Genomic DNA, 25,833 nt, shown 5'->3' with positions numbered 1-25,833 from the left:
GCGCCCCCGGACCGGTGGCGTCCGGGTCGGGCGAGTAGCGTCCGACGTCACCATGCGGACCCTCTCCCCCGACCACGCGCGGCGCATCGCCCTGACGGCGATGGGTTTCGGCCGGCCACGCCCCCCGGCCGGCCAGCGCCGCGACGTGCGTCACCTGCGGCGCGTGCTCGACACGGTCGACATCGTGCAGCTCGACAGCGTCAACGTGCTCGCGCGGGCCCACGAGTTGCCGTTCTGGTCCCGGCTCGGCCCGCACGACCGCGCCGGTCGCGACCGGTGGCTGTGGCACTCCCGCGAGTTGTTCGACGGCTGGATCCACGTCGCGTCGCTGACCGCGGTCGAGGTGTGGCCACTGCTGCACTTCCGGCGGGCGGCCGCCCGACCGCCCGAGGATCCCGCGTACGTGGCCCGGGTCCGTGACGAGGTCACCCGTCGCGGGCCGACGAGTGTGCGCGACCTGTCGGACCCGGGGCGCCGCACCGGGCCGTGGTGGGGCATCCCGAAGGGCCGGGCCGCGCTCGAGCGGCTGTTCTTCCGCGGGGAGCTCGCCATCGACCATCGCACGCCGTCGTTCCTGACGGTGTTCGACCTCACCGAACGGGTGCTGCCCGCCGACGTGCTCGCCGTCGAGCCGCCCCCGCGTCGCGAGGCGATCGACCGTCTGCTCCTGCGGGCCGCCCGGGCCCACGGCATCGGGACCGCCGCCGACCTCGCCGACCACCACCGTCTGCAGGTCTCCGAGGTCCGCCCCCGGCTGGCCGCGCTCGCGGAGGCGGACCGACTCGAGGAGGTACGGGTGCGCGGCTGGGGGGCCGAGCCGGTCTACCGCCACCCGGAGGCGACGTCGGCCCGCCGGTTCCCGGCGCGGACCCTGCTGTCCCCGTTCGACCCGCTGGTCTGGCGGCGCGAACGCGCCGAGCGCCTGTACGACTTCCGCTACCGCATCGAGATCTACGTCCCGGAGGCGCAACGGGTCCACGGCTACTACGTGCTGCCGTTCCTGCTCGGCGAACGGCTGGCCGCACGCGTCGACCTCAAGGCCGACCGCCGGACGGGCCGGCTGCTGGTCCGTGGCGCGTTCGCCGAACCCGACGTCGACCGGACGCACGTCGCCCGCGAGCTGGCCGCCGAGCTCACCGAACTCGCGGCCTGGCTCGAGGTCCCCGGGATCGTCGTCGACGACCGCGGGGACCTGGCGGAGGCGCTGCAGCGGGCGATCGACTGACCCGACGCGTCACCAGGCGCCGGCGCGGTCGAGGAAGCTCGCGAGTTGGGCACGGGTCACCGGCTCGGCGGGACGGAACGTGCCGTCGCCGTAGCCCTCGGCGACGTCGTGCTCGGCGACGGCCGCGATCGCTGCGGCATGGGTCGCGTCGGCCGGCACGTCGTCGAACGGCGGTGGACCGTCGGCCTCGAGTGCGAACGCCCGCGCGAGCAGCGTCGCCATCTGCGCCCGGTTGACCGACGTGCCGGGCCGGAACGTGCCGTCGGGGTAGCCGGTCACGAGGCCGCGGTCGGCAGCCGCGGCGATCGCCTCGGCGTGCGTGGCGCCCGCCGGCACGTCGGCGAAGGGCGGCGTAGCGTCAGAGGTGAGTTGCAGGACCCGGGTCAACATCGCCGTCATCTGGTCGCGACGGACGTCGTGGCCGGGCCGGAAGTACCCGTCGGCGAAGCCGGAGACGATGTCGGCCTCGGCAGCGGCGTGGACGGCGTCGCGGTGGGTGTCGCCGAAGAGCACGTCGGGGAACACCCACCCGTGGACGGGCACGCCGAGCCGGCCCGCCAACCGGTCGCGCTCGGCGTCGTTGGGCCATCCGGACGGCGCGCAGCCCTCGAGCGAGATCGACTGCTGCTGCATGACCGGGGCCGGGGCGCCGGGGGACGGGCAGCCGTGGTGGCCGAAGCCCAGGAAGTGGCCGACCTCGTGGTTGACCAGGTACTGCCGGTACAGCCAGCGGGGTGCGCCGGCGTCCTGCCACGCCGGGGTGGTCTCGCGCCAGTTGCGGTCGTTGATCAGCACCTGCTCACCGACACGGCAGCTGTAGTCGGGGCTGCATCCCGGCGCCGCGGCGTCGACCTCGGCCGGCGAGGCCAGGATCAGCCGGAAGTCCCCGCCCGAGGCGACCGGGACGAACTCGACACTGCCGCCCAGCGTCCACCCGCGTGCGTCACCGAGCACGGCGGCCGCGTCACCGGCGAAGGCCGTGACGTCGGTGGCGACCGCTCCGCGCGACTCGACCGTGTAGGTGACCGTGTGCGGCTCGGCCGCGACGGCGGCGAGGTCCCCGGGGTCGTAGGTCGGGCCGAGGTCCGGTGAGGCGGCCGCCGGCAGTGCGGATGCGGCGAGCGTTCCCAGCGTCGCCGTCACGAGCAGCGCGAACGATCGTCGGACCCGGACCTGCATGCGAAGGCTCCCCTCGGCGTCCCAACCACCGTGGGCGGCACGCGTGGATCCGGCCACCGCCGTCCCCTGTCCGCCCGGACGCCGCCGAACGGACGCCCCTGGGACGGACGCCCCTGGGACGGACGCCGTGCCGGACGCCGTCGACGGGCGCCCCGAGGGCACGCGAGTCCGGACGCGAGGGAGGGCGCGGTCAGGCGTCGCCGCGACGCCTGGCCAGCAGCTCCGGCAGCTCGCGCACCCGCTGGAGCTGGTGCAGCGCCGTGGCCTCGGGAAGCTCGTCGTGGCGCCGCAGTCCGCTGCGGTCGAGCTCCTCACCGGCGCGGCGCAGATCGGCGTCGCGCAACGGCGGGAAGGCTTCGAGCGGTGCCGCGTCGGCGTCGGCGAACACGACCCAGTGCGTGCCGTGCCGGTCGGTCCACCGACCCACCAGCCCGTCGACGGCGCTGGCGAGCTGCCAGGCGCGCACGTGCGGACCGACCTGCTTCTCCACTTGTCGGGCGACCTCGACCACGACCGGCGCGAACGCCCAGCCACGTCGGATCAGGGGCAGCAAACTCGGCATCAGACCACCTCGTCCGGGACGACGACCGGCTTCTCGGTGACCACGCCGTCGATGATCGAGAACCCCCGGATGTCGGGGTGGTCACGGTCCTGCAGGGTGACGATCAGGTAGGTCGCCTCCGGGTACGCCGCCAACCGGATGTCCGTCGCCGACGGATAGGCCTGCGTGTGGGTGTGCGAGTGGTAGATCGCCAGGCCCCAACCCGCGTCCTCGATCTCGCGCATCGCACGCAGCAGCTGCTTGGCGTCCATGACGTAGTACGTCATGGACCGCTCCGCGTTGTCGATCGGGAAGTGGACGCAGCTGCCGTCCGGACGGATCCCGAGCAGCCCACACACCTCGTACGGGAAGTCCGACCAGGCGTGCTCCACCAGCGCGTCCCACGTGGCGCGGTCCAGCGCGAAGGCGGGGACGGTGTGCAGCGACGGCGTGGCGGCGTTCACGTGACGGCCTCCTCGTGGCGGCGTGCTCTGCGACGCCACACCGTCGGGACCGTACCCGAGCCGCCACGACCGCCTCCGGTGGCCTAGCGTCCAGACCCGCGCCGACACGTGCTGCCCGCCCGCGTCCCCGCGCCCGCCCACAACACCGCGCCACTGCGCCGGACGCGCCCGCGCCCGCGCGCCCGTCCGGGAGGTCCGCCATGCCGCTGCACCCGAAGGTCCATGCCTACGCCACCGCGAAGAACTTCGCCGCCCTGACGACGTTGTTCGAGGACGGCACGCCGCAGACCCAGGTGATGTGGGTCGACGCCGACGCCGACCACCTGCTGATCAACACCGAGGTGCACCGGCAGAAGTTCCGCAACGTCTCGCGCGATCCCCGGGTGACGGTGCTGATCTGGGACGCGGAGAACCCCTACCGCTACGTCGAGGTCCGTGGGCGGGTCGTCGAGGTCGTCCACGGTCAGCCGGCACGCGACCACATCGATGCCTGCGCCCGCCGCTACGTCGGACGGGACTACGACCCGGAGGCGATCACCTCGGAGCGCGTGCTGCTGCGCATCGCTCCCGACCGGGAGCTCGTTCGCGGGGCGTGAGCGCGGATCGCCCGGGGCCTAGGGTGGTCGCCGGCGAGAGGACACGGCGATGAGCCAGGCGGTGTTCGACGGACGACGGCGGCGGCAGTTGGGCGCCCTCGCCGACACGTTCGTGCCGGCGGTGCGTCCGCCGGCCGTCGAGGCGGACGACCCGCACGGCTTCTGGGGGCGTCGGGCCAGCGACCTCGACCTCGTCGACGGCCTGGTCGAGCAGCTCGGGGACGTGCTCGACGACGATGCGCTCGACGCCCTGGGACGGTTGCTCGACCTGTTGCGGGTCGTCGGGTTCGCTCACCTGCCGCAGTCGGGCCGCGAGACGGTGCTGCGCGGCCTGGCCGCGGCGTCGTCCGAGGCCCGTGACGGCCTGGACGGTCTGCGTGCCCTGGTCGCCCAGCGCTTCTACGGACAGCTCGACGACACGGGCCGCAACCCGAACTGGCCGCAACTGGGCTATCCCGGCCCGCCGGCGGTCGAGGCCCCGCCGCGGCACCTGCGGAGCTGGTCACCGCCGCCCGACGACCCCGCCCCCCGGTTGCGGGCCGACGCCGTGGTCGTCGGCTCGGGCGCCGGCGGCGGCGTCATCGCCGCCGAACTGGCCGCAGCCGGCTTCGAGGTGGTGATCCTGGAGGCCGCGGTCCACCGCGAGGCCCCCGACTTCCCGCCCGACGAGCTCACCGCCCTGCGGCAGCTGTACTGGCGCGGCGGGCTGTCCCCGACCGACGACGGCAACGTCGCCGTGCTGGCGGGTGCGGCGCTGGGCGGGGGCACCACCGTCAACTGGCTCAACTGCGTGCGACCGTCCGAGCAGGTGCGCCGGCAGTGGGCCTCCGAACACGGACTCCTCGGCGTGGACGGCCCCGAGTTCGACCGCCACCTCGATGCCGTGCTCGGGCGGATCGGCGCCAACGCCGACGCCAGCGACCTCAACGGCGTCAACCGCCGGCTGGCGCAGGGCGCGTCGGCGCTCGGTCTCGACTGGACCGTCGCCACCCGCAACGCCGAGCGGGCCACCTACGACCCCGAACTGGCCGGCCACACCGGCTTCGGCGACCGCAGTGGCAACAAGCAGTCGACCGCGACCACCTACCTGCGTGACGCCCAGGCCGACGGGGCACGCCTGGTCTGCGGCGCCCGGGTACGCCGCGTGACGACCCGTGCCGGTGCAGCCACCGGGGTCGAGGCCACCGTGCGGCGGCCCGACGGCCGCAGCGTCGATCTCGTCGTCGCGGCCCCGCAGGTCGTGGTGGCCGCCGGGGCACTCGAGACGCCGGCACTGCTGCTGCGCTCGGGCATCGGTGGGCCCGCGGTGGGCCGCTACCTGCGTCTGCACCCGGTGCCGATGGTCGGCGGGTTCTACGACGAGGACCTGCGCCACTGGTGGGGGCCACCGCAGGCCACGATCGTGACCGCCCACACCGACGTCGTCGACGGTTTCGGCTACCTGGTCGAGACCCCGCACCTGCACCCGGCCGTCTCGGCCGCGGCGGTGCCGTGGCGCTCCGGGCGGGACCACAAGCTGCTGATGGGTCGCTTCGCGCACAACGGCGTGTTCATCGCCGTGACCCGCGACCACGGCGGCGGGACCGTGACGCTCGATGCCGCCGGCGAGGCGGTCGTGCGTTATCCGCTGACCGACCCGCTCGACCGCGAGGTGCGCCGCCACGCTGTGCGCACCCTGGTCGAACTGCACGTGGCCGCGGGTGCCCGCGTCGTGTTCGACACCGACCGCCGGCTGGCGATGTGGCGGCGGGGCGAGGACCTCGACGCGTTCGTGCGTGCGCGACAGGACGCACGCGAGGGCGCCGGCGGCCGGGTGCTGTTCAGCGCCCACCAGATGGGCTCGGCCCGGATGGGCACCGATCCGCGGGCGAGCGTGGCGACCCCGGACGGCCAGCTGCACGACGTCCGCGGCGTGTGGATCGGGGACACCTCGGCGTTCCCGAGCGCCGTGGGCGCCAACCCGATGCTGACGACCATGGCCCTGGCGCGACGCACGGCCGGCGCGCTGCTGGCGACGTCGGCGGCCCCGTCGGCGGCCACGGCGGCGACCCCGCGCGGTCCGGGTCTGCCGTCCTGACCCGGGCCCGTCAGGCCACGATCTGGATGGTGGCGGACGGGCCGTCGGTCAGCTCGCCGATCACCGCCGCGGTGTGACCGCCGTCCGTGAGCTGCGCGACCAGGTCGACCGCGGCGGCCCGGGCCGGGACGGCCAGCAACAGGCCACCCGAGGTCTGCGCGTCGGCGAGCACCACGAGCTGGCCCTCGTCGACGCCGGCGGCGAGCTCGAGGTGGTCACGCACGTGGGCGAGGTTGCGCTGCGTGCCACCGGGGACCTCGCCGCGGGCGAGCAGGTCGGCGACCCCGGGCAGCCTCGGCACCGCGGCGGCGTCGAGCCGTGCGGCGACCCCGCTGGCCAGCAGCACCTCCCGCAGGTGGTTGAGCAGCCCGAACCCGGTCACGTCCGTGCCGGCACGCGTGCCGCACGCCAGCGCCGCCTGCGCCGCGTCCCCGTTGGACCGGGTCATCTCGGCGACGGCGGCCGCGTACGCACCGGCGAGCTCCCCGCCCGGGCCGTGCGCCTCCGGCGGGCGGCGCTTGACGGCCGTGGTCACGAGCCCGGTACCCAGCGGCTTGGTGAGCACCAGCGTGTCGCCGGGGCGGCCCTGCGTGTTGCGCAGCATCCGCTCGGGGTCGAGTTCGCCGACGACCGCCTGCCCGTACAGCGGCTCGGCACCGTCGATCGTGTGGCCGCCGGCGACGACCCAGCCGCCGTCGTTCGCCGCGGCCTGACCGGCCTCCAGCACCTCGGTCAGCAGCGTCAACGGCAGTCGCTCCCGCGGCCAGGCCGCGAACGCGAGCCCGAACAGCGGCCGGCCCCCCATGGCGAACACGTCGCTGCCCGCGTTGACGGCCGCGATACGACCCCAGGTCGCCGCGTCGTCCACGATCGGGGTGAACACGTCGATCGTGGCGACCAGCGCACGACCGTCGGGGCGACGCCACACGAGCGCGTCGTCACCGTGCTCGCGTCCGACGATCAGGTCCGGCGAACGCGCCGGGGTCAACCCGGCCATCACCTGGCCCAACTCGGTCGGTGACAGCTTGCAGGCGCAGCCGGCACCGTGGGAGTAGGCGGTCAGACGGACCGGTCCGCCCGGCGCGCAAGACGCCGCGTCAGTGACCACGGAACGCCTCCTCGAGCCACCACGAGCCGCGCGGCGCGGCGATCTTCGCGTCGACGAGCAGGGGACGCTCCCGTGGGCCGTCGAGCCACGTGCGCACCGGTGCCAGGTCGTCGACGTCGCGGACGGTGACGGCCGCGTAGCCGTACCCGCGGGCGATGGCGGCGTGGTCGGTGGGCGGGAACGTGACGGTGCGCAGGTCGGCGGTGTCGCCGAAGTGGTGCACCTCGGCGCCGTAGCCGCCGTCGTCGTAGACGACCACCACCATCGGCAGCCCCAGCCGGGTCACCGTGTCGAGTTCGCTGGCGCCCATCAGCAGCCCGCCGTCGCCGACCGCCGCGACGGGCAACCGGTCCGGCTGTGCCAGCGCGGCGCCGATGGCGGTCGCGAGCCCGAGCCCGACCGACTGGAACGCCTGGGTGAAACAGAACCCGCGTTCGTCGGGCACCTCGAGGAACATGCTCGGATAGCCCATGAAGTTACCGGAGTCGACCGCGACCACCCGTTCGGCCGGCAGCAGGTCGTCGAGCGCGATCGTCAACGTGCGCGGATCGATGCGGCCACCGCCGCCCCAGTCGTCGTAGTCGACGTCACGCCACCGTCGGCCGGCGCGCAGCCGGGCCGCCACGGCCTCGCTGCGGTACCCGTCGGCGGCCTCGCGTCCCCGGTCGGGCCCGGCCGTGACGGCGAGGGTGACGGCGGCGGCGGTCGAGCGGCTGTCGCCGATCACGGCGAGGTCGACCCGGCGGTGGGTACCGATCGCGGCCGCGTCGAGGTCGACCTGGACGATGGTGGCGCCGGGTCCGATCAGCCGGCCGTGCCGGGTGGTCCAACCGTTGAGGGCGCACCCGAAGGCGACCACGAGATCGGCGCTGCGCAGCAGCTCGGCGGCCAACGGGGTCGAGAACCCTCCGGCGACGTCGAGGCTCCACGGGTCGGCGGCGAACAGGCCCTTCGCGACCGCCGAGGTGGCCAGCAACGCACCCGTGGCGTGGGCCAGGGCCCGCAGTTCGGCGGCGGCGTGGCGGGCCCCGCGACCGGCGACCAGGACGGGCCGGCGGGCCTCGGCGAGGCGGCGAGCCAGCGCCACGACCGCCTCGGGGGCGGGCGAGGGCGGCGTCGGCGCCACCGGGTGGGCCGCTGGCGCGACGTCCTCGGCCGCCGGCATCGCCTGCACGTCCAGCGGCAACTGGAGCACGACGGTGCGGCGCTCGGCACGGGCGGTGGCGACGGCCCGTGCCGCCTCCTCGGCGGCCGTGGCCGCGCCGGTGACCCGCAGGGACACGGCGCCGACGGCCGCGGCGAGCGCGGGCTGGTCCACCCGGAAGTTGGCCTGACGTGCGCCCGCCGCCGTCTCGGCGGCCAGCACCACCAGCGGCGTCCGGCTCTTGGCCGCTTCGGTGACACCGGTGAGCGCGTTGGTGAGGCCACAGCCCTGGTGCAGGCTGACCGCCCCGACCTCGCCGCTGGTGCGGGCCCAGGCGTCGGCCATGGTGGCCGCGCCGCCCTCGTGGCGGGCCGCGACGTAGTCGGCGCCGGCGGCGAGCAGGGCGTTGGTGACCGCGAAGTTGCCGCTGCCGACGACCCCGAAGACCCGCCGGACGCCGAGGTCGGCGAGGGTGCGTCCGACGACCTCGGCGACCGTGGGGGTCACGACGTGCGCTCGACCAGCGCGAGCACCCGGGCGGGGCTGCCCGATCCGCCCACGATCGGCAGGGGTGCCGCGACGACCACGGCGCCGCGCGCGGGCAGTCGACCGAGGTTGCGCAGCTGGGTCAGGCCGTACCGGCCGGCACCGAGCAGGAAGCCGTGGCACGGGAACGGCGGGTCGAAACCGGCCGCCGCACCGGCGTCGGTGCCGACCGTCTCCACGCCGAGGCCGAGCAGTTCGGTCTCCTCGGCCAGGTAGCGCGCACAGGCAACGGAGATGCCGGGCGTGTGCGGCCCGTCGTCGTCGGCGTTGGCGAAGGCGGCCGGGTCCTCGCCGCGGGCGTCCCAGCCGGTGCGGTACAGCAGCCACCCGCGGGCCGGCAGCGGCCCGTGCTCGGCCTCCCAGGCGTGGACGTCGTCGACCTCGAGCAGGAAGTCGGGGTCCTCGGCGACCCGGTCGGTGACGTCGAGCACGACCGCCGGGCCGACCAGCCGCGACGGCGGCACGGTCGCGACGTCGTCACCGTCCTGCCCGGTCACCCAGTGCACCGGGGCGTCGAAGTGGGTCCCGGTGTGCTCGCCGGTGGTGATGTTGTTCCAGTACCAGGCCGGGCCGCGCTCGTCGTACCGGCTGATCTCGTGCAGTCGGAACGGTTCGGTCTGTCCGAAGGGCTCCGGGAGCGCGAGGATCGGGGTGTCGGCGTGCAGCGGCGCGGTCAGGTCGATGACCTCGATCGTGCCGTCGACCAGCCGCGCGGCGACGTCGTCCAGGCTGCCCATGCTTCGGCTCGCTTCCTCGGTTCGGCGGGAACCTACGACGTGGGGACCGCCCACGTCCACGCTCGCGTCGAGACACCCGCGCCCGAGGTGACGGCGCGGGGGATGCTCCGGTCGGCGCGCCGACCCGTCGGCCCGTAGCCTGCCGCCGTCATGCGCGCCGTTCCTCCCCCCGCGGACCTGCCGGACCTGTCCCGCCTCGAGCGGGCGGTCGTCGACTGTCGCGCCTGTCCGCGGCTGGTGGCCTGGCGCGAGCAGGTCGCCCGCGACAAGCGCCGGGCGTTCGCCGACCAGGACTACTGGGGCCGTCCGGTCCCGGGCTTCGGTGATCCGGCCGCTCGGGTGCTGGTGGTCGGGCTCGCACCGGCTGCGCACGGCGCCAACCGCACCGGACGGATCTTCACCGGTGACCGTTCCGGCGACTGGCTGTACGCCTCGCTGCACCGGACCGGGTTCGCCAACCAGGCCACCTCGGTGTCCCGCGACGACGGCCTGCACCTGACCGGCGCGTGGGTGACGGCACCGGTGCGATGTGCGCCGCCGGCCAACAAGCCCACCCCGGCCGAACGCGACCGGTGCCGGCCCTACCTCGCGGCCGAGTTCGCGTTGCTCCCCTGGCGGGTGGTGATCGCGCTCGGCGGCTTCGCCTGGGACGTGGTGCTCGGCCACCGGGGCTGGGAAGGACGCAAACCGCGCTTCGGGCACGGTGCCGAGGCCGCGCTCCCCGACGGGCGGATCCTGCTCGGCAGCTATCACGTCTCGCAGCAGAACACGTTCACGGGCCGGCTGACCGAGGACATGCTCGACGCGGTGTTCGTCCGCGCACGCGAGCTCGCCGCGGCGTGAGCGCGACCACCCGAGCGGCCACCTCGCCCACTGGTCGGTCCACCGCCGCGCCGGAGGCTCTAGCGTTACGCCGACCACGGCCGCACCAAGGAGCCCCATGCCCGCGAACGCCGAGGGGTCGGACCGCCTCGAGAAGCAACTCGGTCTGCTCGACGTCTACGCGATCTGCACCGGTGCGATGTTCGCCTCGGGATTCTTCCTGCTGCCCGGCATCGCCGCCGCCAACGCCGGCCCGTCGGTGGTGCTCGCATACTTCGTCTCGAGCCTGCTGATGGTGCCGGCGATGTACTCCATCGCCGAGCTGTCCAGCGCGATGCCACGGGCGGCCGGCACCTACTTCTTCATCCACCGCAGCATGGGTCCGCTGGCCGGGACCGTCGGCGGCCTGGGCGCCTGGGCCGTCCTCATCGCCAAGAGCGCGTTCGCCCTGGTCGGCATGGGGGCCTACCTGACGATCTTCATCGACGTCCCGATCGTGCCGGTCGCCGTCGCCCTCACGGTGGCCTTCGGGGTGCTCAACGTGCTGGGTGCCAAGGAGACCGCGCGCCTGCAGGTGTGGTTGGTCGCCGTGCTCGTCGCGGTCATGGTCTTCTTCATCGTCCACGGCATCTGGGGCGTCGTGGGCGACGAGGTCGCCATCGAGCGCTTCCGACCCTTCGCCCCGTTCGGCTTCGACGGGTTCGTCTCCACCATCGGGCTGGTGTTCATCTCCTACGCCGGGCTGACGAAGGTGTCCTCCGCCGCCGAGGAGATCCGGGATCTCGACCGCAATCTGCCGCTGGGCATGATCCTCGCGCTGGTGACGGTGGGCACGATCTACACCGCCGGCGTCGCCATCCTCGTCGGGTTCACGCCCGCCGAGGAACTGCGTGACGACCTGACCCCGGTCGCGACGGCCGGGACCGAGGTGTTCGCCTGGATGCCACCCGCCGTGGCGCTCGGCCTGGTGGTGCTCGCCGCCGTGACGGCGTTCGCCTCGACCGGCAACGCCGGGATCCTGACCGCCTCGCGCTACCCGCTCGCCATGGCGCGTGACCGGCTGCTGTGGTCGGGGTTCGACCGCCTCGGGAGGTTCGGGACCCCGACGTTGAGCGTCGTGACGACCTGTGCGCTGATGATCGCGGCGATCGTGTTCCTCGACGTCGAGCGGCTGGCCAGCCTCGGCAGTGCCTTCCTGCTGCTGCTGTTCGCGCTGATCAACCTGTCGGTGATCCTGATGCGCGAGAGCCGACTCGAGTCCTACGCCCCCGGCTACCGCTCGCCGCTGTACCCGTGGATGCAGATCCTGGGGTTCGTGGCCACGTTCGGGCTGATCTTCACGCTCGGCGTCTTCTACGTCGGCTTCGTGGTCGGCATCATCCTCGTCAGCGCCCTGTGGTTCCGCTACTACGTGCGTCCGCGCGTGGCCCGCCGCGGCGCCATCTACGGGCTGTTCCGCCGCCTCGGCGAGGTGCACGACGCCGGCGTCGACGAGGAGCTGTGGGGGATCCTGCAGGAGCGCGGACCGAGCGAGATCGATTCGTTCGACGAGCTCGTCGCCCGGGCCCACGTGATCACCATCGACAACCGGGCCGAGCTGTCGGCCGTCGAGGAGGACGTCCGACGGATCCTGAGCGGGGTCGCGCCCGACAACGGCCTCGCGGAGCGCATCCGCACCGGCACGCAGAACGGGATCCTCCCGGAGCGGGCACCGGCGGCCGTGTTCGACGTCCGGCTGCCCGACCTCGAGCACAGCGAGCTCGTCCTCATCCGCGCCCCGCAGGGGGTCCGCATCCGCAACGCGGGACGGTTCCCCGGCGCCGGCAGCGACACCGAGCAGCCCGAGCAGCGGGGCCTGGTCACGGCGCTGCTGTTCCTGGTCACGCCGGAGGCCGCGGCGACCCAGCGGCTGCGGGTGATGGCACAGCTGGTGTCGACGGTCGAGGCGTCCGGCTTCGTGCGCGCCTGGCGGCGGGCCGAGAGCGACCAGGCACTGCTCGAGACCCTGATGCGCCGCGAACGCTTCGCGTCGCTCGTCGTCGGGGACACCGGACCGACGGCACGGATGGTCGACCGCCGGCTGCGGGAGCTCTCCTTCCCGGGTGACACGCTCGTGGCCATGGTCTGGCGGGGCGAGCACACCATCGTCCCGGACGGCGACACGCTGCTGCGCGAGGGGGACCGCCTGACCATCATCGGTTCCCCCGAGCACGTCCAGAGCCTGCTCGACCCCGACGGCGAGTCACCCCAACCGACGAACTGACGCGGGACGACCCTCAGATCGCCGGACAGGGGGCCTGCACGACCTCGAGCGTGCGGACGAGGAAGGTCGCCATCTGGTCGCGACGGACGGCGTCGGCGGGCGCGAACCTCGTCGCGGTGACGCCCGAGGCGATCCCGAGGCCGTGCGCCAGGTCGATGCTGCCGGCGTGCACGCTGCCGCGGGTGTCCGTGAAACCGCTCGCCGACGCGGTCGCGAACCGCTCGCCGTTGGCGACCTCGGCGGCCCGGACCAGCATGGTCGCCATCTGCGCCCGTGTCACCCGACCGGCCGGGTCGAACACCCCGCGGCTGTTGCCCTGGATGACCCCGAGCGCCGTGAGCTGGTCCACCGGGCGGGCGTGCGGGCCACTCGTGACGTCGGACCAGACGCTGCGCGGCTGCTCGGGCAGCGGTGCACCGGACGCCTCCAACGTGCGAGCCAGGAACGACGCCATCTGGTCACGTCGGACGTTGCCGCCCGGGTGGAAGTTGCCGTCGGCGCCGCCCTGGGCGATCCCGAGCCCGCCGAGGCAGGCGATGTTCGCCGCGTGCGTGCCACCTCGGACGTCCGCGAAGCGGCGAGCGACGACGTCGGCGCAGACCCGCGGTCCCGCACCGGACGCCTGCACCGGAACGGGCACCGGGTCGGCCGGCGCGGACGCCGGCGTCGCCACGCCCGTCGCCGGGAGTTCGGACGCGGCGACCGGTGCCGGGGACCACGGCGCGGTTCCGAGGACCACTGCCGTCGCGAGGGGCACGAATCGACGCAACATACGGAGGTTCCAGTGAGCGGCCGTAGGTCAGCCATCGACGTGTTCCGGCCGATCTTGAGGGCTCCGTCGAAAAGCGCGCAGGCGCTCGGGCACGTCGCTCGATCGGCCACGATCCGTCGTCGTGCCGCAGGGCGGCCCGGGGGCGGCCGCCGACCCGCGTCAGGTACCCGGCAGGCGGGCGCGCAGGCCGCGGAGCAGTTCACGGGGGCGCTGCTGTTCGCTCTGCCGGGCACCGGTGACCACCACGGCGCCGGTGACCACCACGGTGGCCCAGCGGGTGCAACGCAGGGCGGTCCGCAGCCGCGGCAGGTCGCCCGGGTCCGCGGCCGGCGCGACGTCGGCGTCACCCGGTCCGGGCGTGCGGGCACGGACGCGGCGGGCCAGCTCGGCCCGCGTGAGCTCCAGGGCCACGGCCGTCCCGATCAGGGCGGTGCGCAACACCGAGGTCCGAGCGGCTCCCTGTTGGGCGACCAGACGGCTGCGGTTGCCGATCGTCAACCCGATCCCGGCGGCGGCGAACACGGGAACGGTCGCCAGACGGCCGAACTCCCACGGCACGGCGAGCCGTTCGGCGACCTCCGACGATCCGGCCACCGATCGGCGGCGTGCTGCTTCCATCACCACCGTCTCGGCCAGCGCGCCGCCGAACCAGGCGGCCTGGCTGACGTCGTGGAGGGCTCGTCGCAGGGTCTGGTCGCCGGACATCGTTGGCCTCGTCATCGGTGACCCCCACCATGGCCCGCCGGCCGGGACCCCGCGCGTCCCGGCCACGGTCCGACGGCGGGAGACCGGTGACCGCGGGCGCGAGCGAACGGGGTCCGCGCCGTCGTCGGTCAGGCCCGTCCCGCGTCCTCCGGGCCACCGCCCGCACGACCCGCCTCGGGCACGCCGTCGGCTCCGTGCCCGGGTACCGGCGCGTCACCATCGGGTGGCTCCTCCGCCGCACGCTCGGCCGCGTCCTGCTGCTCGAGCAGCTGCTGCGCCTCCCACAGGTCCAGCCCGGAACCCCGTAGCAGGTCCACGGACGTGGCCCGGACCTGCCCGACCACCCGGGCGAGCGACAGCGACCACCGGTCGGGGAACAGCGCCCCCGCGTGGGTCGCGGCGTGCAGGGCCACCCGTCGCACCGCCGCCGGCGGCCCGTCGGCCGTCAGTTGGTCACCCAACGAGCGCACGCCGACGGCGAGGTCCTCGACGGCTTCGGCGACGGCCGCCCGGGCACCGGCAGGCGCGTCGGGCGGCGGCGACGACGAGAGCAGCGCGATGCTGGCCCGGGCCAGCACCCGGGTGTTGCGCACGGCGAGGTCGAGCTGCCACAACGCCCCGGCATGCGCCCGCAACTGCTCGAGGATCGCCCGCCGCCCGTAGGTGAGCTGCGCGAGGTCCTGCGCGTCGGCCAGTGCCCGGTGCAGCCCCTGCAGCTGTGGATCGAGGTCACGCGCGTGCAACAGCGCCCGGCGCGCCACCTCCACGTCCCCGGCCCGCAACGCGTCGGCCGTCTCACCCAGCGTCGCGGCCAGCCCGTCGAACACCGGTTGGGCGGCACGCGCGACCTGCGGGACCGGTGCCCCTCGCAGCAGCACCTGGCCGACGAGCACGCCGATCGCCCCGCCGATCACGGCGTGGAACACCCGGTGCGGCACCAGTGACGCCGTCGGCGGCAGCAGGGTCGCGACCAGGATGGCCGAGATGGCGGCCTGGTTGACCACCAGCACCGTGCCGCCGACCAGCGTCGCTGCGAGCATGGCGAGCACCACGACGGTCACGATCTGGACGACCCCGGTGCCGATCGCCAGGACGAGCAGGTCACCGACCAGGATGCCCAGCGCCACGCCGCCAGCGAGGTCGACGGCGCGGCGGGCAGGTGCTCCGGACGCGGCCCCCAGCGTGATGACGGCCGCGACCGGCGCGAAGAACGGCAGCTCGTAGCCGAACACCTCGGTGGCCACCAGCCAGGCGAGACCGACCGCCGATGCCGTCTGCAGGATGGTGCGCCCCGCGGCCCGCAGGCGGGCGGACGCGCGCACGATCGCCGGCGGCAGCCGCCGGACGCGCCGAGGCGAGGTGTCGCCGCTCACGCCCCGCCGCGGTGCTGCGCGCGCAGGTCGCCGACCTCGACACACTCGAGCGGGACACCGTCGACCTCGCCCGGCAGTTGCCGGCCCGTGGCGGCGTCGACGACGTACACGCGCAGGCAGTGGTCACCGATGCCGATGCCCCGCACACCGGGACGAGCACCCAGCACCTCACGGGCCGTGCGCTTCGCGGCCAGCAGTCGGCGTGCCTCGGAGGACGGCTCGGAGGCAGACATCGGCGACACGGACGCGGGACCTCCTCGACGACGGCACACGTCGGCTGCACCAAGCCTACGGCGCCGTCGGTGCCGGCGGTGCGACGCCGGCACCGCGCGGCCTCCTCAGGTGGCTGCCTCGCCGACCACCTGCGCGTCGAGGGCCGCGAGCACCTCACCGATGGCGTTGCCGAAGGTGACCCCGCCGCCGCCGGCGAACAGCAGCGCCACCGGTTGCCGCGTGACGGCGTCGACGATCAACGATCCGGAGTCCCCGCCGTCGCTGAAGTCGTCACCGCCGATGCCGACCACCGCGAGCTGGTCCAGGAACGACAGGGTCCGGGTGTCGAAGCGCACCTCGATGTCGGCGGCGACGTCCACGACCACACCGACGGTGTGCTCGGTCGTGCGGCCGTGCTTGCGCACCGACTGGTAGAGCGCGGCCTCCGCCACCGGGGGGACCGGCGCCCCGATGTGCGCGATGCGTGGACGGACCGAGGCGGGGTCGAACAGGCGGGCCACCGCCGCGTCCACGAGGTTGCCCTCGTCGCGGCGCAGCGGCACCGCGGCGTGCAGCACGCCGATCGGGTCGTCCGGGTCGCCGCCGTCCATCGACGCGGGCTGCACGATCGCGTCGCCGGGTGTCGCCCGGTCGCTGTCGGCCAGCACGTGGTTGTTCGACAGCACGAACCGCTCGCCCGGCGCGTCGGCCAACGTCACGAGGCAGCCGAGCGTGCCGGCGGTCACGTCGACGTGCCCGATGCTCACACCGCAGTCGACCGGATCGCGCAGCGCGCGCAGGTCACCCACCACCACCACGTCGGTCGGCCGACCGTCCACCTCGGTGGGCACCTGCTCGGCCCGCGTGAGCTCGCGCACGGGCCGCTTGGCCCGGACGTAGACCCGGACCGCCAGGTCCTCGGCGATGGCGCTGCCGACGACCTTGGCCCCGTACCCGACCCCGACCACGTTGCCGGCCCGCGGGAGCCGCAGGGGGGCACCCGCCGCCGCGGCCACGGCCGGGGCGTCCGCTCCCGGTCCGAACATCTGCCCGAGGAGCTCGGTCTTGTAGTGGCGGGCCTCGGCCCGTACCTGCGCTCGATCCGGCACACCCGTCCTCCTGCCGTGCGGCGGACGATCCGCCGCGGATGCTCGACGCTCGACAGTCGAGCAGGTGGGTGCGACCCGTGCTCCGTCGAGGACGGGTCACCGGCTGCCGGCATCCCCGAGCCGGGCCGCTTCAGGGCACCAGGTGCGGGCCCGACGTCTCCGGCGGTCCCGATCGCGTGGCGTAGAGATCGGCGTCGGCGCGGGCCAGCAGGGTCGCCAGGTCGTCGCCCGGCGACGAGGTCGCGACCCCGAAGCTCCAGGCACCGGTGGACGCCCGACGCAGACGCTGGAGCAGCTGCCGGGCGGCCTCCGCGTCGGTGTCGGGCAGCAGGAACACGAACTCGTCCCCGCCGATGCGGGCGAGCACGTCCCCGGCGCGGATGCCGCGACGCCACTCGGCGACCAGCTCGACGAGCACCCGGTCGCCCTCGGCGTGCCCCAGGCGGTCGTTGACCTGCTTGAACCCGTCGAGGTCGACCACCACGGCCGCGAGCGCACCGCCGACGCGGGCACGCTCGAGCAGGCGTTGCCCGCGGCGCTCCAGCCCGCGTCGGTTGCTGGCACCGGTGAGCGGGTCGGTCAGGGCCAGGCGTCGCAGCTCGCCGTGCGCCCGCGCGAGCAGTTCTCCGGCCACCAGCGCCGAGAGGGCCACCACCGCGAAGGCCGACCACCCGGCACCACCACCCACGGACCGTTGCAGACCGACCGCCAGGGCCGAGGCCGCCACCAGGCCGTGCAGGCGCGTGGCACGTGGTCCGAGACAGATGGCACCGAACAGGGTCACCCACACGGCCGAGATCCCGGAGGCCACCGCTCCTGCCGCGGTCCCGGCGCTGCCGACCGACACCCCGATACCGAGGCTGTAGAGCAGCAGCAGCCCGTGCACCAGTCGACGCGGCAGCCAGGGTCGGGCGAGCACCAGCGTGACGACGAGTGCGGCCACGCCGGCCAGGACGGCGTTGGTGGCCCTCGGCGTCACGGGTGTCGGCGGCAACAGCGCCCCGTACAGGCACAGGCTCCCGCTGACGCCGTAGAGCGTCAACAACCCGAGTCGCGACGACGGCCACGGGCGTCGCCCACCGGTGGGCCCGGAGGCGCCCGGCACGGTGGCGTCGGGGTCGGTGAGGCTCATGTCGGGGTCCCTGTCGGCCGCTTCGATCCCGGGCCCAGTGGCAGGCGGTCACCGCCGCGGTACCGCCCGTCCACCGCCCACCGCGCCGGTGCGACGACCGTGGGCGCGCGGGCGTTGTAGCCGGTCGCGGGCGCCCGGCGTGCGGACCTGTCCGGCCGGTGGCCACCCGGCGAAGCACCGTGGACGTACGTCCTCGTGGCGCTCGTGCGCGAGCCGACCGGCCTCGCCTAGCGTCGTTGCCGTCCGGCGAGCCTGGCCGGCGAGTCGGGAAGGAAAGCCGTGGGAGTGTCGAACCGCCGCGTGAGCATCCGCGCCGTGTCCCCCTCCGTCGATGGTGGGCGCTACCCCGCCAAGACCTCGCGGGGCGAGACGATCGTCGTGGAGGCCGACGTCTTCGCCGACTCCCACGACCTGATCCGCGCCGCGGTCTGTTGGCGACGGCCGGGGCAGCGGCGCTGGACCGAGGCGCCGATGCGGCCGCTGCTCAACGACCGTTGGCGCGGGGAGTTCGTGCTCGACGACCTCGGACGCTACGAGTTCCGGATCACGGGCTGGATCGACCGGTTCGGCAGCTGGCAGCGCGACACCCGCAAGAAGCTCGACGCCGGCGTGGCGACCGACGTCGACCTCGCCATCGGCGCCGAGCTGATCGACGACGTGCTCGGACGCGCCACCACGGAGGACGCCGACCTGCTGCGGGCCCTGCGCGACCAGCTGCTCGACACCTCCGCCGACGCCGACCAGCGGGCGAGCGCGCCGCTGTCCCCCGAGACCGGCGAGCTCGTGGCGCGCAACGACGAACGCCGCTTCGCCACCGCCTCGGACCGTTATCCGTTGCGTGTGGACCGCGAACGGGCCCGCTTCTCCACCTGGTACGAGCTTTTCCCGCGCTCCACCTCGCCCGACCCCGCCCGCTCCGGCACCTTCGACGACGTGATCGACCGACTGCCCTACGTGCAGGCGCTGGGCTTCGACGTGCTCTACCTGCCGCCGATCCATCCGATCGGCAAGGTGCACCGCAAGGGCCGCAACAACGCCGTGGCGGCCGAGGCCGGCGATCCGGGCTCCCCCTGGGCGATCGGGTCGGACGAGGGCGGCCACGACGCCGTCCATCCCGAGCTCGGCACGATGGACGACTTCCGCCGCCTCGTCGCGGCGTGCGACGACCACGGCCTCGAGTTGGCGCTCGACATCGCCTTCCAGTGCGCCCCCGACCACCCGTGGGTCCGCGAGCACCCGGAGTGGTTCAAGAAGCGCCCCGACGGTTCGATCCAGTACGCGGAGAACCCGCCCAAGAAGTACCAGGACATCTACCCGCTGGACTTCGAGACCGAGGACGCCGAGGGCCTGTGGAACGCGCTCAAGGGCGTGTTCGACCACTGGATCGCCGAGGGGGTGCGGATCTTCCGGGTCGACAACCCGCACACCAAGGCGTTCCCGTTCTGGGAGTGGTGCCTCAACGCCCTGCTCGACGAGCACCCGGACCTGATCTTCCTGTCCGAGTCGTTCACGCGCCCGAAGGTGATGCAGGAACTGGCCCGCATCGGCTTCAACCAGTCCTACACCTACTTCGCCTGGAAGAACGCGAAGTGGGAGCTCGAGCAGTACTACGCGGAGCTGTTCCTCACCGAGGTGCGCGACTACTTCCGGCCCAACTCGTGGCCGAACACGCCCGACATCCTCACCGAGTTCCTCCAGCACGGTGGCCGCGGGGCGTTCGTGCAGAAGCTCGTGCTCGCCGCGACGCTGACCGCCAACTACGGCATCTACGGGCCGGCGTTCGAGCTCATGCTGCACGAGGCCCGCCCGGGCGCCGAGGAGTACCTCGACAACGAGAAGTACGAGGTCAGGCACTGGGACCTCGACCAGCCGCACTCCCTGGCGGAGATGATCCGCCTGGTCAACCGCGTACGCAACGAGAACCCGGCGTTGCAGCAGGACCGCGGCTTCGCGCTGCACGCGATCGACAACGAGCAGCTGTTCGCCTACTCCAAGCGCGACCCGCAGTCGGGCAACACCGTGCTGGTGGTGGTCAACCTCGACCCGCAGTGGAAGCAGGCCGGCACGACCTGGCTCGACCTCGGCGCGCTCGGGATCGAACGCGACGACCAGCCCTTCACCGTCCACGACCGCATCGGCGGCGCCCGCTACACCTGGCACGGACGCAGCAACTACGTGGAGCTCGACCCCAACGTCAGCCCCGCGCACGTGTTCGTGGTGGAGCCGCACCCCGCCTGACCCCCCCCGGAGGCCAATCGATGAGCAGCTCGACCGGCCAGCACGGCGACGAGCTCGACGAGCAGTGGTACCGCGACGCGGTCATCTACTCGTGCCACGTGCGTTCGTTCCAGGACAGCAACGGAGACGGCTTCGGGGACTTCAAGGGCCTCACGCAGCGTCTGGACTACCTCCAGGACCTCGGGATCACGGCGATCTGGCTGTTGCCGTTCTACCCGTCGCCGCTGCGCGACGACGGCTACGACATCGCCGACTACACCTCGATCCACCCCGACTACGGCACGATGCGCCAGTTCAAGCGCTTCGTGAAGGAGGCCCACGCCCGTGGGCTCAAGGTCATCACCGAGCTGGTGATCAACCACACCTCCGACCAGCACCCCTGGTTCCAGCGGGCCGTCCGCAGCCCCGCCGGCAGCCGCTGGCGCGACTGGTACGTCTGGGAGGACACCCCCGAGCGCTACCCCGACGTCCGGATCATCTTCCAGGACTTCGAGACCTCGAACTGGACGTGGCACCCGGAGGCGGGCCAGTACTACTGGCACCGGTTCTACAGCCACCAGCCGGACCTCAACTTCGACAACCCGGAGGTCCGCGAGGCCGTCAAGGAGGCGCTCGACTTCTGGGCCGACATCGGCGTGGACGGCTTCCGTCTCGACGCGATCCCGTACCTGTACGAGCGCGACGAGACCAACGGCGAGAACCTGCCCGAGACCCACGCGTACCTCAAGGAGCTGCGGGCACACCTCGACGAGCACTGGCCGGGCCGGATGTTCCTGGCCGAGGCCAACCAGTGGCCCGAGGACGCCGCCGCCTACTTCGGCGACGGCGACGAGTGCCACATGAACTTCCACTTCCCGCTGATGCCGCGGCTGTACATGGGGGTCAGCCAGGAGGACCGCTTCCCGGTCCTCGACATCCTCGACCAGACCCCCGAGATCCCCGACAACACCCAGTGGGCGCTGTTCCTGCGCAACCACGACGAGCTCACGCTCGAGATGGTCACCGACGAAGAGCGCGACTTCATGTACCGCGCCTACGCCCACGACCCACGCATGCGCATCAACCTCGGCATCCGGCGTCGGCTGGCACCGCTGCTGGGCAACGACCGGCGCCTGATCGAGCTGATGAACTCGCTGCTGATGTCGATGCCGGGCACGCCGGTGCTGTACTACGGCGACGAGATCGGCATGGGCGACAACATCTGGCTCGGCGACCGCAACGGGGTGCGCACCCCGATGCAGTGGTCGGCGGACCGCAACGCCGGCTTCAGCGACGCCAACCCGCAGCGGCTGTACCTGCCCGCCGTGATCGACCCCGAGTACCACTACGAGACCATCAACGTCGAGTCGCAGCAGGAGAACCCGGCGTCGCTGCTGTGGTGGATGAAGCGGCTGATCGCCCTGCGTCAGCGGCACCACCACGTGTTCGGTCGGGGTGCCATCGACTTCGTCAACCCCGACAACCCCAAGGTGCTGGCCTACGTGCGGCGCTGGTCACCACCCGGCAGCACCGACGCCGCCGACGAGCAGCGCGTCCTGGTCGTGGCCAACCTCTCGCGCAACGCCCAGGCCGCCCAACTGCCGCTGCAGGAGTTCCAGGGCCTGTCCCTGGTGGAGATGTTCGGGCGCACCGCGTTCCCTCCGGTGACCGACACGCCGTACACGCTCACGCTCGGCCCGTACCAGTTCTACTGGTTCAGTCTCGAGCGTGCCCCCAGCCGCCTCAGCCTGTCCAACATGCGCGAGTACGCCGGTGCCCGCACCGTCGAGAGCGACCCGGAGCCCCCGGAGGTCACCGTCGGCGGCGAGTGGCGGGCACTGCTGCGCGGCCGTGGCCGCGAGCGACTCGAAGCGGTGCTCCCCGACATCCTGCTGCGGCAACGCTGGTTCGGCGGCAAGGCCCGTGCCATCCAGGGCGTCGCGATCGAGGACGTGGCACCGATCGGCCGCGGCGAGGACGCCGACCTGCACCTGCTGGTCGCCCGGGTCGACTACGCCGAGGGCGAACCCGAGCGCTACGTGGTCGCGCTGGGCTTCGCCACCGGCGAGGAGGCCGGACGCCTCGCCGCCGTCGCGCCGAACGCCGTGCTGGCCACCGTGCGGGGGCGCGGCCAGCGAGCGCAGTCGGGCGTGCTGTTCGACGCGCTGCACGACGAGACCGCCGGCAGGCTCCTGCTCGACACGATCGCCCGCAACCGCAAGTACCGCACCAGCGCGGGCGAACTCGTCGGCCGTCGCGAGACGCGGCTCACCGACGTGGCCGAGCTCACCCCCCGGGTGCTGCGCGGCGAGCAGAGCAACACCTCGATCATCTTCGGTGACCGGTACCTGATGAAGGTGCTGCGCCGTCTCGACGCCGGCGAGTCGCCGGACGTGGAGATCGGCCGCTATCTCACCGGCCGGCTCGACCACGTCCCCGAACTGCTCGGCACCATCGACCACCAGTCGAAGTCCGACCGGGCGAACGCCACCCTGGCGGTCCTCCAGCGGTTCGTGCCCAACGAGGGCGACGCGTGGGTCTTCACCCTCGACGAGCTCGAACGGTTCGCCGAACGCGCGCTGACCGACCCGCCCGACACCGGACGCGAACTGCCCGACGGCCATCCCGCGTTCGAGTTGGCGCGCTCGCCGCTGCCGGAGACCGCGCACGACGTCATCGGCCCGTTCCTCGACGCGACCATCCTGCTCGGCCGGCGCACCGCCGAGCTGCACTGCGCCCTGGCGTCCAGCGACGACCCGGCGTTCGCACCCGAACCGTTCAGCACCCTCTACCAGCGCTCGCTGTACCAGTCGATGCGCAACGCCCTGCGCCGCGGACTGCAGCAGGCCCGCAAGGCCGCCGACACCGTCGAGGACCCGGGGACACGCGAACGCATCGTGGCGCTGGCCGAGCGCGAGGGCGAGATCCTCGAGCGGCTGCGGGTGCTCTCGCGGACCCGCATCGAGACCATGCGCATCCGCACCCACGGCGACTACCACCTGGGTCAGGTGCTGTGGACCGGCCGCGACTTCGTGATCATCGACTTCGAGGGCGAACCGTCCCGTCCGCTGGGCGAGCGGCGTCTGAAGCGCTCACCGCTGCGCGACGTGGCCGGCATGCTGCGCTCCTACCAGTACGCGACCGACTCGGCCCTGCGGTTCCAGGTCGAACGTGGCGCCGTGACCCCCGACCGGCACGGCTACGAGGAACTGCGCGGCTGGCTGTCCTACTGGCACCGCTGGGTGAGCGCGGCGTTCCTCAACGGCTACCTCGACGGCGCGGCGGGTCAGCCGTTCCTGCCCGACGACCCGGAGCACACCGGGATCCTGCTCGACGCGTTCCTGCTCGAGAAGGCCGTCTACGAGCTCGGCTACGAGTTGAACAACCGCCCCGAGTGGGTCGACATCCCGCTGCGCGGGATCGCCGACGTCCTGGGCGACTGACACCGCCACGCGGCGGGCGACCCCGCCCGACGTCACCCCCATCCTCCCGACATCCCCGAGCGAAGCGAGCAGTCATGGCTGGCACCGGCAAGAAGAAGCAGGCCACGCCCGACGTCCCGGGTACCGACGCCACGGCGGGTACCGACGCCCCGGCGCGTGCCGACGCCCCGGCGAGTACGGGCGCGACGTCGCTGACGTCGCTGCTGACCGACGACGACCTGTACCTGTTCAACGAGGGTTCGCACTTCCGGCTCGCGGACAAGCTCGGTGCCCACCTGCGCACGGTCGACGGCGTCGACGGCGTGCACTTCGGCGTGTGGGCACCCAACGCCGAGCAGGTCTCGGTGATGGGTGACTTCAACGACTGGGACAAGGACGCCAACCAGCTCGCCCCCCGCGGGGTGTCGGGCGTCTGGGAGGGCTTCGTCCCCGGGGTCGGTCACGGCGACACCTACAAGTTCCACGTCCGCTCGCGGCACGAGGGCTACCGGGTCGACAAGGCCGACCCGATGGCCGTCCACACCGAGACCCCGCCCAAGACCGGTTCGAAGGTGTGGGACCTCGCCTACGACTGGCACGACGACGACTGGCTCGCGCGCCGCGAGCAGCACCAGGCCCTCGAGCAGCCGATGGCGGTCTACGAACTGCACGTCGGTTCGTGGCGGACCGTCCCGGAGGAGGACAACCGGCCGCTCACCTACCGGGAGCTGGCCGAACCGCTCATCGCCCACGTGCAGGAGCTCGGCTTCACCCACGTGGAGCTGATGCCGGTCACCGAGCACCCCTTCGGCGGCTCGTGGGGGTACCAGACCACCGGGTACTTCGCCCCGACCTCACGCTTCGGCACCCCGCAGGACTTCAAGTACCTGGTCGACCAGCTGCACCAGGCCGGCATCGGCGTCATCCTGGACTGGGTGCCCTCGCACTTCCCGTCCGACGAGCACGGCCTGGCGTACTTCGACGGCACCCACCTGTACGAGCACGCCGACCCGCGCAAGGGCTACCACCCCGACTGGAACAGCTACATCTTCAACTACGGCCGGCCCGAGGTCGTCAGCTTCCTGCTCTCGTCGGCGCTGTTCTGGCTCGAGGAGTACCACATCGACGGCATCCGGGTCGACGCCGTCGCCTCGATGCTCTACCTCGACTACTCGCGCAAGGACGGCGAGTGGATCCCCAACGAGTGGGGCGGCAACGAGAACCTCGAGGCGATCGCCTTCCTGCGCCGCTTCAACGAGGAGATCTACGCCGCCTTCCCGGGCGTGCAGACGATCGCCGAGGAGTCGACCGCCTGGCCGATGGTGTCGCGCCCGACCTACATCGGGGGACTCGGCTTCGGCATGAAGTGGGACATGGGGTGGATGCACGACACCCTGGCCTACTTTCAGGAAGACCCCATCCACCGCCGGTACCACCACGACCAACTCACGTTCCGGGCCATCTACGCCTACACGGAGAACTACGCCCTGCCCCTGTCGCACGACGAGGTCGTGCACGGCAAGGGGTCGCTGCTGACCAAGATGCCCGGCGACGAGTGGCAGAAGTTCGCCAACCTGCGGGCCCTGTACGGCTACATGTTCACCCAGCCCGGCAAGAAGCTGTTGTTCATGGGGCAGGAGTTCGGGCAGTGGCAGGAGTGGAGCCACGAGCGTTCGCTCGACTGGCACCTGCTCCAGCACGAGCGCCACGAGGGCCTGCAGCGCTGCCTGGGTGACCTCGCCCGCCTCTACCGCGACGAGCCGGCGCTGCACGACGGCGACGCCGACGCGGCCGGGTTCGCCTGGGTCGACGCGACCGACTGGGAACAGTCGGTGATCGCCTACCGGCGGCGCACCCGCGACGGCGACCGCGAGGTGGTCGTGGTGCTCAACCTCACGCCCGTGCCGCGCGAGAACTACCGCGTCGGCGTGCCGCGTCGCGGGTACTGGACCGAGCGGTTCAACTCCGACGCCGCCGACTACGGCGGGTCGGGCACCGGCAACTCCGGCGGCGCGCACACCACACCGCTGCCCTACCACGGTCACGACCACTCGGTGAACCTGACCCTGCCGCCGTTGGGCGTGCTCGTCCTGTCGCACGACCCCTCGCGTACGGAGGACTGACGCCGACGAGGGAGGAGCGGCCTTCCCGAGGCCCTATCCTCCCTCGTCCGTTCGACCAGTCTTCC

20 protein-coding genes are annotated in these 25,833 nt (G+C 73.1%); 8 read left to right on the top strand and 12 right to left on the bottom strand.

The genetic code is table 11. The features are described from left to right. The first annotated feature begins 52 nt into the window (after positions 1–52). A complete protein-coding gene (locus tag ELR47_RS05450; RefSeq protein ID WP_130648972.1) occupies positions 53–1,225 on the top strand; it encodes a winged helix-turn-helix domain-containing protein in 1,173 nt (390 codons plus the stop codon). A gap of 9 nt (positions 1,226–1,234) precedes the next feature. Here the strand turns inward: ELR47_RS05450 and ELR47_RS05445 are convergent, their stop codons facing one another. From ELR47_RS05445 to ELR47_RS05435, 3 genes are all read right to left on the bottom strand, one after another. Then, positions 1,235–2,404, bottom strand: coding sequence for an S-layer homology domain-containing protein (locus ELR47_RS05445; RefSeq protein ID WP_130648971.1), 1,170 nt, complete (start codon positions 2,402–2,404; stop codon positions 1,235–1,237). A 190-nt stretch (positions 2,405–2,594) separates the two neighbouring features. Next, complete coding sequence (locus ELR47_RS05440; RefSeq protein WP_130648970.1) at positions 2,595–2,966, bottom strand: hypothetical protein; 372 nt, start codon at positions 2,964–2,966, stop codon at positions 2,595–2,597. Next, the gene (locus ELR47_RS05435; RefSeq protein WP_205745462.1) at positions 2,966–3,409 is read right to left on the bottom strand and encodes a M67 family metallopeptidase; all 444 of its coding nucleotides are present in this window, start codon (positions 3,407–3,409) and stop codon (positions 2,966–2,968) included. Before ELR47_RS05435 ends, ELR47_RS05440 begins: the two co-directional genes overlap by 1 nt. A 200-nt stretch (positions 3,410–3,609) precedes the next feature. Between ELR47_RS05435 and ELR47_RS05430 the strand changes: the two genes are divergently transcribed. Both ELR47_RS05430 and ELR47_RS05425 read left to right on the top strand, forming a co-directional pair. Continuing rightward, complete coding sequence (locus ELR47_RS05430) at positions 3,610–4,005, top strand: TIGR03618 family F420-dependent PPOX class oxidoreductase (protein WP_130648969.1); 396 nt, start codon at positions 3,610–3,612, stop codon at positions 4,003–4,005. Positions 4,006–4,054: 49 nt separating this feature from the next. Next, positions 4,055–6,082 (top strand): GMC family oxidoreductase N-terminal domain-containing protein, encoded by a 2,028-nt coding sequence (locus ELR47_RS05425; protein WP_130648968.1) that lies wholly within the window; start codon positions 4,055–4,057, stop codon positions 6,080–6,082. 10 nt (positions 6,083–6,092) lie between these two features. Here the strand turns inward: ELR47_RS05425 and selD are convergent, their stop codons facing one another. Genes selD through ELR47_RS05410 form a run of 3 tightly spaced genes read right to left on the bottom strand, consistent with a single transcriptional unit; the run spans position 6,093 to position 9,617 of the window. After that, the gene (gene selD / locus ELR47_RS05420) at positions 6,093–7,190 is read right to left on the bottom strand and encodes a selenide, water dikinase SelD (RefSeq protein WP_130648967.1); all 1,098 of its coding nucleotides are present in this window, start codon (positions 7,188–7,190) and stop codon (positions 6,093–6,095) included. Beyond that, positions 7,180–8,841: a thiamine pyrophosphate-binding protein gene (locus ELR47_RS05415; RefSeq protein ID WP_130648966.1), complete on the bottom strand. Its 1,662-nt coding sequence runs from the start codon at positions 8,839–8,841 to the stop codon at positions 7,180–7,182. Before ELR47_RS05415 ends, selD begins: the two co-directional genes overlap by 11 nt. Then, the gene (locus ELR47_RS05410) at positions 8,838–9,617 is read right to left on the bottom strand and encodes a cyclase family protein (RefSeq protein ID WP_130648965.1); all 780 of its coding nucleotides are present in this window, start codon (positions 9,615–9,617) and stop codon (positions 8,838–8,840) included. Before ELR47_RS05410 ends, ELR47_RS05415 begins: the two co-directional genes overlap by 4 nt. Before the next feature lie 150 nt (positions 9,618–9,767). On the opposite strand from ELR47_RS05410, the gene ELR47_RS05405 reads away from it, so the two are divergent. Next, entirely contained in the window at positions 9,768–10,460 is a 693-nt protein-coding gene (locus ELR47_RS05405) for a uracil-DNA glycosylase (RefSeq protein WP_130648964.1), read from the top strand. A gap of 97 nt (positions 10,461–10,557) precedes the next feature. Further along, entirely contained in the window at positions 10,558–12,702 is a 2,145-nt protein-coding gene (locus ELR47_RS05400; RefSeq protein WP_130648963.1) for an amino acid permease, read from the top strand. Between the two features lie 13 nt (positions 12,703–12,715). On the opposite strand, the gene ELR47_RS05395 is transcribed toward ELR47_RS05400, so the two are convergent. The 6 genes from ELR47_RS05395 to ELR47_RS05370 form a co-directional block, all read right to left on the bottom strand. Further along, entirely contained in the window at positions 12,716–13,474 is a 759-nt protein-coding gene (locus ELR47_RS05395) for an S-layer homology domain-containing protein (protein ID WP_130648962.1), read from the bottom strand. Positions 13,475–13,633: 159 nt separating this feature from the next. Then, positions 13,634–14,179 carry a hypothetical protein gene (locus ELR47_RS05390; RefSeq protein WP_130648961.1) on the bottom strand — a complete coding sequence of 182 codons (546 nt, stop codon included), beginning with the start codon at positions 14,177–14,179 and terminating at the stop codon, positions 13,634–13,636. A 128-nt stretch (positions 14,180–14,307) separates the two neighbouring features. Beyond that, a complete protein-coding gene (locus ELR47_RS05385) occupies positions 14,308–15,552 on the bottom strand; it encodes an FUSC family protein (RefSeq protein WP_130648960.1) in 1,245 nt (414 codons plus the stop codon). Beyond that, positions 15,549–15,794 (bottom strand): hypothetical protein, encoded by a 246-nt coding sequence (locus ELR47_RS05380; protein WP_130648959.1) that lies wholly within the window; start codon positions 15,792–15,794, stop codon positions 15,549–15,551. Before ELR47_RS05380 ends, ELR47_RS05385 begins: the two co-directional genes overlap by 4 nt. 96 nt (positions 15,795–15,890) lie before the next feature. Beyond that, the gene (locus tag ELR47_RS05375) at positions 15,891–16,874 is read right to left on the bottom strand and encodes a hypothetical protein (RefSeq protein WP_130648958.1); all 984 of its coding nucleotides are present in this window, start codon (positions 16,872–16,874) and stop codon (positions 15,891–15,893) included. 130 nt (positions 16,875–17,004) lie between these two features. After that, positions 17,005–18,006 carry a GGDEF domain-containing protein gene (locus tag ELR47_RS05370; RefSeq protein ID WP_130648957.1) on the bottom strand — a complete coding sequence of 334 codons (1,002 nt, stop codon included), beginning with the start codon at positions 18,004–18,006 and terminating at the stop codon, positions 17,005–17,007. 279 nt (positions 18,007–18,285) lie between these two features. Between ELR47_RS05370 and ELR47_RS05365 the strand changes: the two genes are divergently transcribed. The 3 genes from ELR47_RS05365 (at position 18,286) to glgB (ending at position 25,768) form a co-directional block, all read left to right on the top strand. Then, a complete protein-coding gene (locus ELR47_RS05365; protein WP_130648956.1) occupies positions 18,286–20,244 on the top strand; it encodes an alpha-1,4-glucan--maltose-1-phosphate maltosyltransferase in 1,959 nt (652 codons plus the stop codon). 20 nt (positions 20,245–20,264) lie between these two features. Beyond that, on the top strand, positions 20,265–23,666 hold the full coding sequence (treS, locus tag ELR47_RS05360; RefSeq protein WP_130648955.1) for a maltose alpha-D-glucosyltransferase: 3,402 nt from the start codon (positions 20,265–20,267) through the stop codon (positions 23,664–23,666). 74 nt (positions 23,667–23,740) lie between these two features. After that, positions 23,741–25,768: a 1,4-alpha-glucan branching protein GlgB gene (gene glgB, locus ELR47_RS05355; RefSeq protein WP_130648954.1), complete on the top strand. Its 2,028-nt coding sequence runs from the start codon at positions 23,741–23,743 to the stop codon at positions 25,766–25,768. The last annotated feature ends 65 nt before the right edge of the window (positions 25,769–25,833 follow it).

It is taken from the genome of Egicoccus halophilus (assembly GCF_004300825.1).
Taxonomy (GTDB): Bacteria; Actinomycetota; Nitriliruptoria; order Nitriliruptorales; family Nitriliruptoraceae; genus Egicoccus; species Egicoccus halophilus.
The sequence above is the reverse complement of the archived record's forward strand: the minus strand, read 5'-3'. Positions and strand labels throughout refer to the sequence as shown.

Excerpts from the sequence above, each read along its gene's own strand:
- ELR47_RS05425 (WP_130648968.1), top strand. The coding sequence starts at position 4,055 with ATGAGCCAGGCGGTGTTCGACGGACGACGGCGGCGGCAGTTGGGCGCC.
- ELR47_RS05390 (WP_130648961.1), bottom strand. The coding sequence starts at position 14,179 with ATGTCCGGCGACCAGACCCTGCGACGAGCCCTCCACGACGTCAGCCAG.
- ELR47_RS05405 (WP_130648964.1), top strand. The coding sequence starts at position 9,768 with ATGCGCGCCGTTCCTCCCCCCGCGGACCTGCCGGACCTGTCCCGCCTC.
- glgB (WP_130648954.1), top strand. The coding sequence starts at position 23,741 with ATGGCTGGCACCGGCAAGAAGAAGCAGGCCACGCCCGACGTCCCGGGT.
- treS (WP_130648955.1), top strand. The coding sequence starts at position 20,265 with ATGAGCAGCTCGACCGGCCAGCACGGCGACGAGCTCGACGAGCAGTGG.
- ELR47_RS05370 (WP_130648957.1), bottom strand. The coding sequence starts at position 18,006 with ATGAGCCTCACCGACCCCGACGCCACCGTGCCGGGCGCCTCCGGGCCC.
- ELR47_RS05440 (WP_130648970.1), bottom strand. The coding sequence starts at position 2,966 with ATGCCGAGTTTGCTGCCCCTGATCCGACGTGGCTGGGCGTTCGCGCCG.
- ELR47_RS05430 (WP_130648969.1), top strand. The coding sequence starts at position 3,610 with ATGCCGCTGCACCCGAAGGTCCATGCCTACGCCACCGCGAAGAACTTC.
- ELR47_RS05450 (WP_130648972.1), top strand. The coding sequence starts at position 53 with ATGCGGACCCTCTCCCCCGACCACGCGCGGCGCATCGCCCTGACGGCG.
- ELR47_RS05445 (WP_130648971.1), bottom strand. The coding sequence starts at position 2,404 with ATGCAGGTCCGGGTCCGACGATCGTTCGCGCTGCTCGTGACGGCGACG.
- ELR47_RS05410 (WP_130648965.1), bottom strand. The coding sequence starts at position 9,617 with ATGGGCAGCCTGGACGACGTCGCCGCGCGGCTGGTCGACGGCACGATC.
- ELR47_RS05400 (WP_130648963.1), top strand. The coding sequence starts at position 10,558 with ATGCCCGCGAACGCCGAGGGGTCGGACCGCCTCGAGAAGCAACTCGGT.
- ELR47_RS05395 (WP_130648962.1), bottom strand. The coding sequence starts at position 13,474 with ATGTTGCGTCGATTCGTGCCCCTCGCGACGGCAGTGGTCCTCGGAACC.